Here is a 14,587-nt window from a genome sequence, read left to right as displayed (position 1 = left end):
ACGGTTTCAAAAAGAGGCATGGCTACTGCTAACTGATATGACTTCCCATGTCAACGACGAATGGCTTTTCAGTTTTTCCATAGGGTCCTGAATTTCCTGAGGGCGGCGTAGCAGTAATGTCGACGGTGGATCACACTGATATCCGCGGGGTTGGCCACCGCATTCCAGAGGTCCGTCTCACGAGCCTGCCGCGTCCTTTTGCCGCAAATCGGGTGGCGCTCGTTGCGAAGTTGACGCGCGGGTTACTCGAGTACCGGGCTACGCCGCCTTCAGGAAACGCCTTCCAGTGTCCGTCAACAGTCAGAGGTTGCGGATGACCACGCGATTATGTCGCTGGTTCGCTAAACCGCAGCGATCCCGGAAAGGTTCGCTGGGCAGTCGGGCGCACGCGTGCCTGGTTGCATCACCTCCGGCGCCTTCGTATCCGTTTCGAGCGACGTGCCGACATCCATGAACCCTTCCTCAAACCTGGCTGCTGCCTGATCTGCTGGAACACCTTGCAGCGGAATCAAAAGTCTTTATGAGACGGTCTCCTGGACAAACAGACTTGCACACCCGTGGGTGTGCAAAAGGTTATCTCCGTCGCCCGACCCGCTGACAACTCGCTTGCGATCAGAAGCGATGCCCGATTCCCACAAAGACGAGGATCGGATCGCCGACGAGACGTGTCTTGACCGCCAGTGTTTGCTGCCCCGTCGAGGAGTGGGCTGTGACAACCGCATCGGCTCGCAACGGAATGTAGCTGGCCGATGCGAGCGCGTACCAGTTATCGGCCAGCCTGTATGAAAAGCCCCCGGTGAATGCCGCATTCCACGACGAGCTCAGGGATGCATCGACCGTCCCGCCCGGCCCCGCGAATGCCTGCATCGATCCCGCGAACGCCGGATCGAGCTGGACGGCTGAAAACCGGGAATAATTCACCCCGATACCCAGATACGGACGAAATGCCGAAGCGCCGGAACTGAAATTGTACTTGACGAAAATCGTCGGGCTCCATGCGCGTGCGGATGCAAGCGGTTGAAGCTTGCCCAGGTCGATTCCGGGCCCGGCAGGACCCAAAGGCATCGCCATCCCCTGCTCATACATATTGAGCTTGGGCGGAACCCCGAGCGCGGCTTCCACCGAAACATGGTCCGTCAGGAAATAATCCACCAGCACTTCAGCCATAAGCAGATTGTGAATCTGCCCGGTCGTTTCGGACCTGAACGTCCCTGCCTCGGACGTGCTGCTCAAATTCCGGAACGAAGACAACCCCGCATCGACCCATGCAACGCCCGGTGTAACAACCCAACTGCCCGAACTCTGCGCGAACGTACTTCCACAAGCGACGCCCAAAGACAAGGCGCCAATCCATGCTCCGATTCTCCTCATTCATGTCTCCTTATTTTATATGGATAGCTAATTAACTAAAATGAATCACCTTCTTCTCACATTCATTCGGCAAAATTCACGCGACACGCAAGTGCGATTGACCGCAGACAGTCAAACCATCTTCCAGCTGTTCGTGTTAACCCTCCGGGGAAACCCGGTCAAGCGCCACAACAAACGTGGACGGTCGAACAAAACCGGGGCGCATCCCGCTGCGGAAGCGAACCGGTCGATGAATCGTAGGGATCGCCTTTCCGCAACACTGTCTGCCTGCCGACAGTGTTGCGAAGCTTCCCACCGGGGTTTACTCTGAACAGGGCAACCAGACAATCAATTCGGATTACGAATTTAAATTTCAACGCGCCTTCCCTTCGACCGATCCGATCGGATTTCCGGCACTGTTCTCCAGGATGCGCTTCAGTCTAGAGATGTCGCGAATGCCGAAGTCGAAGATGCCCGGTCGCGCTCTCATGGACAGGGCGGATACGTTCGTCAGATCCGGTAGGCAATGGAGCGATCACGGAGCCACGATTCCAGGCTATCCACCCACGCTTAACGGCCGGTCAACGACAATTTCATCTGCTAGATTGGGTCTTTGCACCTCATTCCGTGACTCGGCAATTGAGGATTCGACCAATGGTTGCCAATGCGCATGGCGGCATGTGGCCGGACGAGCGCGGCATCCCGCGCGCCGGCCACCCGCCGATCGGCAAACCGCGCCCCGCGGCCCGGAGCGGCTTGATCACGCGGCACGCCGTTCTGCCTCGCCTTTCACGAGGCAAATCCGCAGCCTAGCAGCGAACCCCGCCCTACGGTCGCACGTCGGCCGATGTTCCGTGAGCGTCCCGTGAGGACGGCAGCGACATCACGCCGGCCCGCCCCCTCGCGAAGCCCCGAGTTGTTCGTTGAAGAAGGCCCGGGTACGCTCCGCGATGGTTTCCTTGTCGAAGTCGATGGTTGCGACATGGTATGAATTTCCGAGCACGAGCAGCCGCCGGTCGACCGAGCCGATGCCATCGAGAATGGCATGACTGCTCGCCGGGGGAACCACATGATCGTCCGGCGACACCATGACGAGCGTCGGGCACACGACGTTCGGCAGCAGGTCGCGCGTCACATTCATCAGGCCGTAGATCTCCTTGATCGTCGCCACTGGAATCTCGCGATAGGCCACCTCCGTGACGTCCGGGTCCTTCACGTCGTTCCCGACGCCCACCAGATACGCCGGCGCGTCCTTTTTATAGGCCAGCTCCGCAAGCGCGGAAGTCCCGAAGTAGAGGCACGCGTTGATTGGCACGGCCGCCTTGATGACGTCCGCATACTGCGCCGCCATATACATGGTGAGACAGCCGCCCATCGACAGTCCCGCCATGAAGACGGTCGAACAGCGCTGCGACAGCAGGTCGAGCCCCTCTTCGAGCGACCTGATCCAGTCGGTTGCGGTCGATTCCGCCATCGCGGCAGGTGAATCCCCGTGGCCTTGCAGCCGCGGCGCATGCACCGTCCACCCTTCCTTTTCGTGCAGATATTCCCCGAGAAACCGCATCCCGGACGTCGTTCCCGTGTAGCCGTGGGAAAGCAACACGCCGATCTCGTTGCCCTCCAGAAGGAAAGGCTGGCCGTTGTCCCGATAGATTTCCGATTCCATGATTTCAGTGCTCCTTTTCCATTCGCCTGCCCGGTTCTTCACACCATACACGATCGCTGCAATCGCGATGGCCACGCCCTGAGCCATCAGCTTGCCCGACTCCTCGATGCCCATGACGGTCGGCATCGGGAAAGCAGCGTGAACACGACTACCGCGGCCATCGGGCCGGCGACACGCCCTCGTCCGCTCCCGAACATGACCCCGCCTGGAATCGGCGCGGCCGCCGAACTCATCATGATGTCGGGGCCGAAAGCGATGAGGAACCGGGTGGCCGGCATCGCTGCGCCGACAACGTGTCCGTGCGCTCCGGTGTCCCTGATGTGCCTGCTTTGGGTCGTATTCGAAATGAACGCATGACCGGTCGTTCGAGAATCTCGCGCAACGGGCCTTGCTCGCGGAGCCGCCCGCACCCGACGAAGTCGGGCGCGGGCATCGATTCGCTTACCCAGGCGTTTCAGCGGATGGCGACGTCCTACGAGACTCCAGATCCGATGCGGTCGACCGACCGGCGTCGAGTGCCCTCGCCTACAGGACCTCGAAGAGTCCGGCCGCCCCCATCCCTCCGCCCACGCACATCGATACGACCACGTACTTCACCCCGCGACGCTTTCCTTCGATGAGCGCGTGGCCGACCAGACGGGCGCCCGTCATGCCATATGGATGACCGATGGAGATGCTGCCGCCGTCGACGTTGTAGCGATCGGGATCAATGCCAAGTTTCTCCCTGCAATACAGCACCTGGCATGCAAATGCCTCGTTGAGCTCCCACAGGCCGATATCGTCGATCTTCAGGCCGTGCTGTTTGAGCAGCTTGGGAATCGCATAGATCGGACCGATTCCCATTTCTTCAGGCGGGCAACCCGCCACCGCCATGCCGCGATAGGCACCGAGCGGCGTCAAGCCCCGCCGCTCCGCGAAGCGCGCCTCCGTGAGCACGCATGCGGATGCGCCATCCGAGAGCTGGCTGGCGTTTCCGCCCGTGATGCAGCCACCGTCCAGAACGGACTTGAGGCCGGCCAGTCCCTCATAGGTGGTGTCGGGCCGGTTGCCCTCGTCCTTTTCCAGAAGCACGTCCCGATAGCTGACGGCGCCCGTTTCCTTGTCCTGAACCTTCATGCGCGCCTCGACGGGCGCGATCTCGTCGTCAAGCCGCCCCGCTTGCCGGGCAGCCGCCATCCGGCGCTGCGACTCGACCGAATAGCGATCCTGCGACTCCCGCGAGATGCCATAGCGACGCGCCACGTTCTCCGCCGTGTGCAGCATCGGCATGTATGCATGCTCGACTTTTTCGATCACGCGAGGATCGATGTCCCGTCCGGCCCACGCAAAATAGTCGTTCTGCACGGCGGAGATGTTCTCCTGCCCGCCGGCGATGCAGGCCGTCATGCCGTCGAAGGCGATCTGCTTGGCCGCCGTGGCGATGGCCATCAACCCCGACGAACATTGACGGTCCATGGTCTGAGCCGGCACGCTGGTCGGCAATCCGGCGGCGAACACGGCGTTACGGGCCAGGTTGCCGCCTGCCGTGCCCGCCGCCAGCACGGTTCCGATCACCGCGTCATCGAACACGTCGCCTTCCAGACCGGAGCGCCGGACGGCATGCTCGATGGCATGCGCCATCAGCGTGGGAGACCGGGTGTCGTTGAAGGCACCGCGGAAGGCCCGGCCGATCGGTGTCCGGGCGGTTGAGACAATAACAGCTTCACGCATGTAAAAAATCCTCTGCTTGATTTTGACCGTCAGCCGGCGGCTGCCTTGCTGACAAAGCGCATCGTCTGCTGCGGCGCACCCTCCAGCGCGCACTGCCCCGACGCGTTGGAGATCTCTTCGAATCTCGCGGCAATGACATCCGGAGTGCGCAATTCCTCGGGGAGATAGAGACCTTCCGTTTCGTAGATGACGCTCCGCGCAAAGACGCCGCATCCGGCGCCCAGAATGACCCGCGACGGGGCTTGATCGCTGGCCAGGAACAAGACCCCCGGCGTGATGGATTCCGGCGTCAGGCGTTGCAACGCATCCTCCGGGATGAGACCCTCGGTCATCCGGGTCGCCGCGGTAGGGGCGATCACGTTGACACGGATATCGTATTTCTGACCTTCGAGATGGAGCACGTTCATCAGCCCCACCATGGCCGCCTTCGCCGCGCCGTAGTTCGACTGGCCGAAGTTGCCGTAGATGCCCGAGGCCGAGGACGTGAATACGATGCGCCCGTACTTCTGTTCGCGCATCAGGTCCCATACCGCCTTGGTGCAATTCACCGTTCCCCGAACGTGGACGTCCATCACTGCCCAGAAGTCGTCCAGCGACATCTTGGCAAACGTGGCGTCGCGCAGGATGCCGGCGTTGTTCACCAGGATGTCCACGCGGCCCCATTCGGCCCTGGCCTCCTCCACCATGGCCAGCACGTCGTCGAAGTGCGCCACGTTCGCACCGTTGGCGATGGCCTCCCCGCCGGCCGCGCGGATGTCCGCCGCCACCTGCTCGGCCGCCGCGAGACTCGCGCCGCAGCCGTCGCGACGGCTGCCCAGGTCGTTGACGAGCACCCTGGCGCCACGTGCGGCCAGCCCCAACGCATGCGCACGTCCCAAGCCGTTGCCGGCCCCCGTCACGATCGCGACCTTGCCGTCGAATCGAATACTCATGTCCTCTCCTTTCACCCGTTCTGCCCGACCAGCCCCACGCCGATCCACTCCGCGACCAGCGCGGGTCTCGACTCGCCCTCGATCTCGACCGTGACCGTCGTGATCTGCTGATAGCGACCGGGCTGGGGCTCCGCAAACTCGCTGACGACGAACTTCGCGCGCACTTGCCTGCCGCTGCGGACGGGTGCAAGAAAGCGGATCTTGTTGTAGCCGTAGTTCACGGTCGTGCCGACGTTCGACGGCACGGGCACGGTCTTCTCGATCAATGCCGGCAATAGCGACAGCACCAGCAGGCCATGCGCGACGGTCCCGCCGAAAGGCCCTTTCGCCGCTTTCTCCGGATCGACGTGGATGAACTGGCGATCGCCCGTGACATCGGCGAAGGCGTCGATACGCGCCTGATCGATCGATATCCATTCGGACGGCGCCAACTCCTTTCCGACCAGCGATTTCAGGTCGTCGGGACTGAGTTTCCGAACGCTCATGTACTCTCTCCTTGCACGGCGCGGTCAACGCGTCGTGGAAAAACCGCCATCGAGCGGAATCACCGCCCCGGTGATGTACGCCGACGCAGACGAAGACAGGAAGATCGCCGTACCCGCGACATCGGAAGCCAAACCCGTACGGCGCCGCGGAATCAGCTTCATGATGGCGTCGCCCGCTTCCTTGAGCATGTGCGCCGTCATCTTGGTCTCGAACGGGCCCGGTGCGATCGCGTTCACGCTGATGTCGGAAGACGCGAGATGCTTCGCGAGATGGCGCGTCAGATGGTGCACCGCCGCCTTGCTGGCCGAGTAGGAGAAGTTGTTCATGTCGGGGCTCGTGAGGCCATCGACCGAGCCGATGTTGATGACCCGCGCGGGATCACCCTCGGTCGCGGCGGCGCGCAGGGCCGGGGCCAGTTTCTGCGTCAGGAAGAAGATCGACCGCAGATTCAGGTCCATGATCTTGTCCCATCCGTTCGCGGGAAATTCGTCGAACGAAGCGCCCCACGACGCGCCGGCGTTGTTGACGAGGATGTCGAGCCTGGGCTCGCGACGCAACATCTCCTGGGCGAAGACGTCCACCGCGGCCGGATCGGACAGGTCGGCCGCAATACCGAACGCCTCGCCGTGCTGTCGCAGGGCGCGCTCGGCCTCCTCGCACGCATCGGTCTTTCGAGACACCACATAGGTCTTGACGCCGGCCTTGACGAATCCTTCGGCGATCATCAGGCCGATACCGCGCGTGCCGCCGGTGACCACCGCGACCTTGCCGCGGACGTCAAACAGTGAATTGTGACTGGACATGTATGAATTCTCTCAATGGGTGTCGACGGGGTAGGACTGCAGGGCTGCACGCACCTCGCCGGCTGCTGCAAGGCGAGCGGCGCGCAGGTCGACTTCCGGATGAACAAACGAAAAATAGAAACCCGCTTCCGACCGCTTGGCAGCGGCATCGACCGGCAACGGCTCGCCGTCTTCGACGGCATGCAGCACACGCAGCCAGAGCACGCCCAGCACACCGTGTCCGATGAGCCAGAGGAACTCCCGCGCCATCTGCAGCGCCGAGAACGGATCGCCTCGCAACTGCGCGGCCAGTTGGTCAGCCGCCGCCTCGATCAGTCCGAGCGTGCGTCGAACCCGTTCTGCAAAAGGGGACGACGGCAGGGTCCGCAGTTGCTGTTGCAGCCACGCCAGCAGTTGCGGGCAACCTTCCTCGAGACGGCGCAGCACGATATCCAGCGACTGGATGTCGTTCGTTCCCTCGTAGATGGGCAGGATCTGAACGTCGCGCAACATCCCCTCGATGCCGTTGTCCCTGATGTAGCCGTGGCCGCCGTAGGTCTGCATCGCGGCCGTCGCGACCTCGACCCCGTATTCGCTGCACATGGCTTTCGCCACCGGCATGAGCACCGATAGCAGGCCCTCGGCCTCCGCGGCCTCCGAGCGATCGCGACTGCCGGTGCGTTCCTGCAGGATGGCGGCAAGGAACGCCAGCGTTCTCGCACTCGCCGTGAGGGTACGCATGCGCACGATCTCGCGACGGATGTTGGGATGTTCGATGATGGGAACGGCTGCCTTGCGGCCACCGACGAGGTCCCGCCCCTGCACGCGCTCGCAGGCATACGCGATGGCGTTCTGGCTGGCGATCTCCGCCACCCCGATCGCCTGGAAGGCGGTTCCGAGGCGCGCGAGCTTCATCATGATGAACATGCCAGCCAGCCCTGCCCCGGGATCGCCGACCATCCAGCCGTGCGCGTCCTCGAACTGCAGCTCGGCCGTTGCCGATGCATGTATCCCCAGCTTGTGTTCGACGCGGGAACAGCCGACCCCGTTAGGTATCGACCAGTTGCCGCGACCGTCGTTGCGGAACTTCGGGATAACGAAAAGACCCAGCCCCGCAAGGCCCGGTGCGCCGCCCTTGATCCGTGCCAGCACCAGATGGACGATGTTTTCCGTCAGATCGTGATCCCCCCCGGTGATGAAGATCTTGGTCCCCGAGAGGCGGAACGTGCCGTCGTCCGCCGCCTCGGCGGCCGTACGAAGCAGCGACAGATCGGTTCCGCAGTGCGGTTCGGTCAGGCACATGGTTCCGTTCCACTCGCCCGACCCGAGCTTCGCGAGATAGTCGTTGCGGAGCGACTCGGATCCGAGGGCTTGCAGCACCTTGTACACCCCCAAGCGCAACGAGGTGTAGAGCGAGAAGGCCATGGCGCCGCTGCTCAGCACTTCGTCGCAGGCCAGCGCGAGCGCAAGAGGCAAGCCGTGTCCGCCGTGCGCTTCGGCGACATGGATCGATCCCCAGCCGCCGCTCACGAGATCGCGGTAGGCTTCGCGGTATCCCGAAGGTGTGCGCACCGCCCCGTCGGCAACGACACACCCCTGCGCATCGGCCGCGACGGCGAGCGGAATGACGCGCTCGCTCACGAAAATGCCGAGCGCCTTGATGATGCTGGCCAGCGTATCGCCGTCCGCTTCATCCGCATCCGGCATGGCCCGATATTCGGGCGCCAGCACATGCTGGGCGAGGAACCGGTACTCCTCGACCGGTGCACGATAGACAACCATGATCATTCGCCTCCGTCTCAACGCCCTTTGAAGACCGAGCCCTTGAACAAGGCCTCCGTCCCGCCTTCGGCGAAACGCTTGACGGCGTCTCGCATGTCTTCGGTATCGAACGTCTGAGGCGCCGAATCCATGGTCAATGCGTCCGCCGCGCTCAGCCCGTAGGCAGCGGCGGCATTGACAATCGCCTTGTTGACGGCGTGCGCCACCGTCGGCCCCTCGGACAGACCCTTGGCATAGGCGCGGGCTTTCGCTTCGACCTGATCGTCCGGCAGCACCCGGTTGATCAACCCCCACTCGAGCACCGTCTTCGCCGGATACGGATTCGCGGAAAAGACCATCTCCTTGGCCCGGGCCAGCCCGATACGGGATACCAGACGCGCGCCGCCGCCCAGCAGCGTCGCGGTGCCGATACGCGCCTCAACCTGACCGAACTGGGCCGACTCCCCCGCCCAGATGATGTCGTGCAGCTGCGCCACCTCGTTACCGCCGCCGAGACACATGCCGCGCACCGCGACGACCGTGGGGATCGGCAGTCGCTCGAAGCGCTGCGTGATCGCAAACACGCGATTGATCAGGCGACGCCCCTTGTTGGCATCCGCCTCCAGGAAATTCTCGATGACGTGCGCGCCAGCGCAAAAATGATCGCCATTGGCAAGCGTCAGGAATGCCCGCGCCTTGTTTTCGACCGCCAGCGCGACGGCGTCCTCGAAACCCGAGATCGCCGCCTCGCCCATCAGGTTCAATGGCGGATCGTCAAACGTGGCAATCGCCAGCGCACCATCCATTTCGAACTTGACACCCATGTTTTGCACTCCTCTATTTAATGTGAACCGGTTGCTGAATCACGCCGATGAACGGATGCCCGCCTGCCGGAAGGCACCCAAAACGCTGCAGGAACCCGCTCCGGTCACGCGACGTGCCGTGCCTCGTCCTTCCAGAAGGGTTCCCGCAGAATGCGCCGGAGGATCTTGCCGGTCGCGTTGCGCGGCAGCGATTCGGCAAAGTCGATCGTCTTGGGCACCTTGAAGCCGGCCAGACGCGCTTTCAGGTAAGCGACCAGGTCGGCCTCGCTGGCAGATGCACCCGGCTTGAGAACGACGGCCGCGCGGACCGCCTCGCCCCACTTGCCGTCCGGCACCCCGAACACGGCCGCCTCCGCCACGTCGGGATGGCCGTGGAGCGCGTTCTCGACTTCGGCGGGATAGACGTTTTCGCCGCCCGTGATGATCATGTCGCGCTTGCGATCGTGGAGCTGGAAATAGCCGTTCTCGTCGACGGAGCCTATGTCGCCCGTATGGAACCAGCCGCCTCGCAGCACGGCGGCATTGTCCGCGTCGCGATCCCAGTACCCCTTCATCACTTGTCTCGCCCGGCAGACGATCTCGCCGACCTGTCCGGGAAACACCTCGTTGCCGTCTCCATCCACGACCCGCACCTCGACGTCCGGCATCCGCCGCCCGCACGACAGCGCCAGTCGCTCGTCACCCGCGGCAATGGCCCGGTGGTCGGCCGGCGACAGGTAGGTGATCGGGCCGGACGTCTCGGTCAAGCCGTAGAGCTGCCCGAATCCGGCCGCCGGAAACAACTTGAGCGCCCGCAGCAGGGTCGCCGTCGCCATCGGCGCCGCGCCGTAAATGATGTGATCGAGACTCCGGCACGCATCGCCGCCGTCGGGTCGCGCGGCCAGGGCTCCCATCAGTGCATCGATCATCACGGGCACCATGACGACGGTCGTCACGCTTTCCCGCTCGATGACGGCTATCAGTTCCGGGGGATTGAATTCGCGCGCGATGACAAGTGTCGCGCCGTTGTGAAGGCCGGCCAGCCCGAAGCCCGATCCGGCCACATGCCCGTGCGGGAGCACCTGCAGCACGACATCGGTGGAGCGAAGCGACGTCCAGGGAGACGGCATGGTCCGGTCGGAAGGCTCGAATGCCGCACGAACGTTGTCGTTGGTCAGTTGAACGCCCTTGGGCACGCCGGTGGTGCCGCTCGTGTACAGTTGCAGGCAAACATCTTCACCGTCCGCCTGCGTCCCGTGCGGAGTGGCCGATTGCGCATCCCGCCATTGCTCGAATGCCGCGCCGGTGACCACGATCTTCTCGACGAAGTCCAGCGTGGACCGAAGCGCCTCGATCATTTCCGCATAGGCTGCCCCGACAAACAGCACACGAGGCCTGCAATCGCGGAGCACCGACGCCACCTCGGCAGCCGCTATCCGCGCATTCAACGCCACGCAGACGACCCCGGCCCGTGCCGATCCGAGCCAGATTTCATAGAAGTGGTCGCTGTTCAGATCCAGGATCGCGATGTGATCCTGTCGCCGCAGGCCAGCCTCCATCAAGCCATTGGCGACCTGATCGACGCGTCTGTCCAGTTCGGCGTAGCTCGTGCGGCGCTGCCCGGAGATCAGCGCGGTCCGCGCGGGCTGCGCCTCGGCATGGCGTTTCACGACCACGGAAATATCGGTGCTGGGCATGCATGTCTCCTTGGGATTCACGACCTCGCTCATCGGCGAGTTGTTGAGTGAATCGTAGGAGGCATCGGTCTACAAGACCGTCGGCCAGCGGACAGTGTTTGACGGATTTTCCCTGAGGCCGGCGCCTAGGCTTTCCGCTTGACAGCCGCCGCATAACGGCTTAATCCCGAAAGATCCTTGACGTAGATCCTGCCGTAGTGCGTATCGATCAGGTCGCGCCCCTTCAGATCGTTCAGCACGCTATTGATGCTCTGCCTCGTCGCCCCGACCATCAGGCTCAGGTCGGTTTGCGAAAGACTGAGCGGCGTACCGGTGGCCGATTTCCCTTGCAACTGCGCCAAAGAGGCGATACGCGCCGCGACGCGGGCAGGCACCGATAGCGTCACCAGTTCCAGGATCAGGACCAGCAGCCCCCGCAACCGCTGGCTCATCTGGAGCGCGAGCGACGTATCGATTTCGGGAAACGCGGCGCGCAACTCAGCAACGTCGTCGATCGACCACGCCTTCAGCCGGGTTTCTCCTCGGGTCATGATCGTGACCGGGTAAGGGTTCGGGTCGATCGCGGAGCTGTCCGCAACGACGTCGCCCGGGCCGTAGAAATAGATCAGGACCTCCTGACCGTCCTCGTCGAGAACGAACATCCTGACCTCACCTGAAACGATCTGAAAAAGCTCCGTCGTGGTATCGCCCTGACAATACAGAACGGTCGCGTTCGGCAGCATCCTGTCGTGCGCGCGAGCCAGCAGCGCATCCCGCGCGACCGGGCTCAAGTCCGCGATCCAGTTGAATCCGGTTCTCGTCATCGTCGTCTCCGTCTCGATTTTTCTCGACGGGTCGACAGGAACAAAACGTGCTTGAGAAATGCGCCGCACGCCGTATCAGTCACTTCCGTCTACCGGCCGCCACAGCCAGGCGTAATCGTTCATCGTCGGACAAACGATTCGCGCTGTGATGATAGCCGATACGGATCCTCCGCTCGGTCCGGTAAAACGATCATCGGCTGCCCCGCGGCGGCTCCCGGCAGACGGGCAAACCGCCAGGCTTCCGGCATCCTCCACGACGTCGGGACGGGATTCGACGCAGGTGCGCGAATGTCGAAATCCCGTCTTGATCCGCTCCAGGAATTCCGGACCGATCCGAGCGCGAGTTTTACAGCAAACTTGACCCTGAACCAGGAGGCGGTTCGTCATGAAACGGAAACGCTTTTCGATCGAGCAGATTGTGGCTGTACTGAAGCAAGCCGATCAGGTGAGTCTCATGGCCGGCAAATACACCACCGCCGAAAAGCAACTCCTCGATGTCGAGCAGACTGGACGGGAGCCCAAAGTGCTACCGTGCAGCCTGGTCGACGATCGACGCGATGAACCGACGGCCCTGATAGGGTGGCTTCATTTTCTTCCCCCCCATCCTGGCCAACTCGGTTTTCTAGCGTGACAGAGTCGTTAAGCTTGCTTAAGCCCGGAAAAGAACTGATAAATGGTCGTAGGCTCGCTTACGAAACTGCCAGTTGTAACCGGGAGCGTCAACGCACTTTCACTTGATGCCATCATCCGCTGGTATTGAAGCGCAGCCCACGCCATCGGATTCTGCGGATGAGCAGCTTGCCGTGAGGAAATCTCCACATCGAGGTCGGCGAGGCTGCCGAGATGACTCAGCTTGAAGGCGCGCCCGAAAACTTGCGAGGCAATTTCAGCGAGCTGCCTGGGGCTTGCTCGTTCAGAGTTGACCATTTGCGGACCGACACGTTCACGATCTTTCACGACTTCAGCAGTAAACTCAGCCACATCTTTGGTAGCGGTAAAGTCATATTTTTGGTCGGGATCTCCCCAGAATTTTACCTGGCCCTCCTTGAAATCCATCATCTCGAAAAATTCAAGACCCAAGATTTCAGTGAAGGCGCCATTGAAGATATTATTCTGCGCCAGCCCCAGTTTTTCAATCGCCCGATCGGCTTGTTCGCGCCACCCGAGAAACAGGTGGCGGTCCGTCGACACGCCACGAAAATCGATCGAAAAATCAGAAGGAATAATGCGCTTTACGCCTGCCTCTACGCCTGCCCTTGCAAGCGCCACCTGACCGTCAATGATCTCGGCCGGACCACCTTGAACCACGGAAACAATGGTATCAACACCTTTCGCCGCTTTTACCAGGCTATCGCCATCCGCCAGGTCAGCCGAAACGATTTCTGCTCGCCCATTGAACAAACCGGCCTTTTGATGCGCCGATCCGCCTCGCAATGCAACTCGCGTCGGAATGCCGCGCGCAACAATTGCATTTGTAATTTTATGGCCGAGCCAACCTGTGGCACCGACAACCAGGACGAGCTTAGACATGAATTTCCCCACGATTAAAATTTAGAACAATTAAATAATATTCAGACAACAAATATAATCACTTGCCTTCCAGAACGTCGATTACGATTTTTCCTTTCGTGCCTCCTGCGGCAGCCTTAAGCCAAACATGCGAAGCTTCGGCAAGTGGATAGTGTTGCCCAACGAACGGGACCACATCCCCCCCTTCAATCCGCTCACGCAACGCATCAAGACTTGCTGTCGAACCCTGGGTAAACAACATCGTCGCCGTCACGCCGTGCCGACGCGCTTCATCCTGCGAGGGCGGCTCGCTCAGAGCGATGAGGATTCCGCCTTCTTTTAGAACTGCGAATGATCTGGCCTGAACTTCTCCACCAACAGCATCGATCACAACATCAACGCTTTCAATCTGGTCCTCGAATCGTGTATTCCGATCAATGACCTGCCTGGCTCCGTAGCCAAGAAGTCGTGCCGCATCGTCAGCCGATGCTGTACCGATTACCGTCGCACCATAGTAATGCGCGAGCTGCACGGCGACGGAACCCACCGCACCTCCCGCCCCGTGAATCAAAACAGTCTTTCCCTTCACGACGCCAGCAGCTTCAATCGCCTGCGCTGCAGTCTGGCCGACGAGCGCCAGTGAGGCCGCTTCGCCGTGCGATAGATTCGTCGGTTTAATAGCAATACTTTTAGCATCGACTGCGACCCGTTCGGCATATGTTCCCCCACCTGCCGAAGAGCCGTAAACCGCATCTCCCTTTCGGAAACCGGTCACGCCTTCACCGATCGCCTCGACAACGCCTGAAAAATCGCCCCCAGGAACGAACGGAAAACGAATGGGCAAGATTGCCTTGAGAAGCCCGGAGGCCCGCTTGGAATCGACCGGGTTGAACGAAGTTGCGGCGATACCCACAAGAACCTCACCCGAGCCAACGACCGGCTCGGGATGGTCAACGAGTTGGAGAGCTTCCGCGCCACCGTATTTCTGGAGTTCAATCACTTTCATGAGTATCATCCTATCAATGGTTACGTCTTGAGACTAACCTGCAGGCATGCTATTTAGTTCCGGCGGCCGCCGCAAGGCGGCA

13 protein-coding genes and 1 pseudogene are annotated in these 14,587 nt (G+C 61.8%); 2 read left to right on the top strand and 12 right to left on the bottom strand.

The window, feature by feature from the left end; translation table 11 throughout:
• Window positions 1-359 precede the first annotated feature (359 nt).
• Window positions 360-524, top strand: a pseudogene (locus tag GQ57_RS39815) (IS5/IS1182 family transposase); the annotation flags it as partial.
• Between the two features lie 88 nt (window positions 525-612).
• On the opposite strand, the gene GQ57_RS20015 reads toward GQ57_RS39815, so the two are convergent.
• The 10 genes from GQ57_RS20015 to GQ57_RS19970 form a co-directional block, all read right to left on the bottom strand.
• Window positions 613-1,371 carry an OmpW/AlkL family protein gene (locus GQ57_RS20015; RefSeq protein ID WP_031397711.1) on the bottom strand — a complete coding sequence of 253 codons (759 nt, stop codon included), beginning with the start codon at window positions 1,369-1,371 and terminating at the stop codon, window positions 613-615.
• Between the two features lie 862 nt (window positions 1,372-2,233).
• A complete protein-coding gene (locus GQ57_RS20010) occupies window positions 2,234-3,130 on the bottom strand; it encodes an alpha/beta hydrolase (protein ID WP_235215101.1) in 897 nt (298 codons plus the stop codon).
• Between the two features lie 411 nt (window positions 3,131-3,541).
• The gene (locus tag GQ57_RS20005; RefSeq protein ID WP_031397709.1) at window positions 3,542-4,726 is read right to left on the bottom strand and encodes an acetyl-CoA C-acyltransferase; all 1,185 of its coding nucleotides are present in this window, start codon (window positions 4,724-4,726) and stop codon (window positions 3,542-3,544) included.
• 29 nt (window positions 4,727-4,755) lie between these two features.
• The gene (locus GQ57_RS20000; RefSeq protein WP_034198855.1) at window positions 4,756-5,658 is read right to left on the bottom strand and encodes an SDR family NAD(P)-dependent oxidoreductase; all 903 of its coding nucleotides are present in this window, start codon (window positions 5,656-5,658) and stop codon (window positions 4,756-4,758) included.
• Between the two features lie 11 nt (window positions 5,659-5,669).
• Entirely contained in the window at window positions 5,670-6,143 is a 474-nt protein-coding gene (locus GQ57_RS19995; protein ID WP_034198828.1) for a MaoC family dehydratase, read from the bottom strand.
• Window positions 6,144-6,167: 24 nt separating this feature from the next.
• Window positions 6,168-6,947: an SDR family oxidoreductase gene (locus tag GQ57_RS19990; RefSeq protein WP_034198827.1), complete on the bottom strand. Its 780-nt coding sequence runs from the start codon at window positions 6,945-6,947 to the stop codon at window positions 6,168-6,170.
• Between the two features lie 12 nt (window positions 6,948-6,959).
• Complete coding sequence (locus GQ57_RS19985) at window positions 6,960-8,708, bottom strand: acyl-CoA dehydrogenase family protein (protein ID WP_160257542.1); 1,749 nt, start codon at window positions 8,706-8,708, stop codon at window positions 6,960-6,962.
• 17 nt (window positions 8,709-8,725) lie between these two features.
• Window positions 8,726-9,511 carry an enoyl-CoA hydratase/isomerase family protein gene (locus GQ57_RS19980; RefSeq protein WP_031397704.1) on the bottom strand — a complete coding sequence of 262 codons (786 nt, stop codon included), beginning with the start codon at window positions 9,509-9,511 and terminating at the stop codon, window positions 8,726-8,728.
• A gap of 104 nt (window positions 9,512-9,615) precedes the next feature.
• Window positions 9,616-11,187, bottom strand: coding sequence for a long-chain-fatty-acid--CoA ligase (locus GQ57_RS19975; protein WP_160257541.1), 1,572 nt, complete (start codon window positions 11,185-11,187; stop codon window positions 9,616-9,618).
• 125 nt (window positions 11,188-11,312) lie between these two features.
• Complete coding sequence (locus tag GQ57_RS19970) at window positions 11,313-11,990, bottom strand: Crp/Fnr family transcriptional regulator (RefSeq protein WP_031397702.1); 678 nt, start codon at window positions 11,988-11,990, stop codon at window positions 11,313-11,315.
• A 385-nt stretch (window positions 11,991-12,375) separates the two neighbouring features.
• Between GQ57_RS19970 and GQ57_RS19965 the strand changes: the two genes are divergently transcribed.
• On the top strand, window positions 12,376-12,621 hold the full coding sequence (locus tag GQ57_RS19965) for a hypothetical protein (protein ID WP_034198825.1): 246 nt from the start codon (window positions 12,376-12,378) through the stop codon (window positions 12,619-12,621).
• Window positions 12,622-12,629: 8 nt separating this feature from the next.
• Here the strand turns inward: GQ57_RS19965 and GQ57_RS39810 are convergent, their stop codons facing one another.
• Both GQ57_RS39810 and GQ57_RS39805 read right to left on the bottom strand, forming a co-directional pair.
• The gene (locus GQ57_RS39810; RefSeq protein WP_081896723.1) at window positions 12,630-13,520 is read right to left on the bottom strand and encodes an NmrA family NAD(P)-binding protein; all 891 of its coding nucleotides are present in this window, start codon (window positions 13,518-13,520) and stop codon (window positions 12,630-12,632) included.
• 58 nt (window positions 13,521-13,578) lie between these two features.
• Window positions 13,579-14,505: an NADP-dependent oxidoreductase gene (locus tag GQ57_RS39805; protein WP_160257540.1), complete on the bottom strand. Its 927-nt coding sequence runs from the start codon at window positions 14,503-14,505 to the stop codon at window positions 13,579-13,581.
• Window positions 14,506-14,587: the final 82 nt, after the last annotated feature.

The sequence above is a fragment of the Burkholderia sp. MSh2 genome (assembly GCF_000731655.1).
Classification (GTDB): domain Bacteria; phylum Pseudomonadota; class Gammaproteobacteria; order Burkholderiales; family Burkholderiaceae; genus Burkholderia; species Burkholderia paludis.
This window is presented reverse-complemented; position numbering and strand designations above follow the sequence as displayed.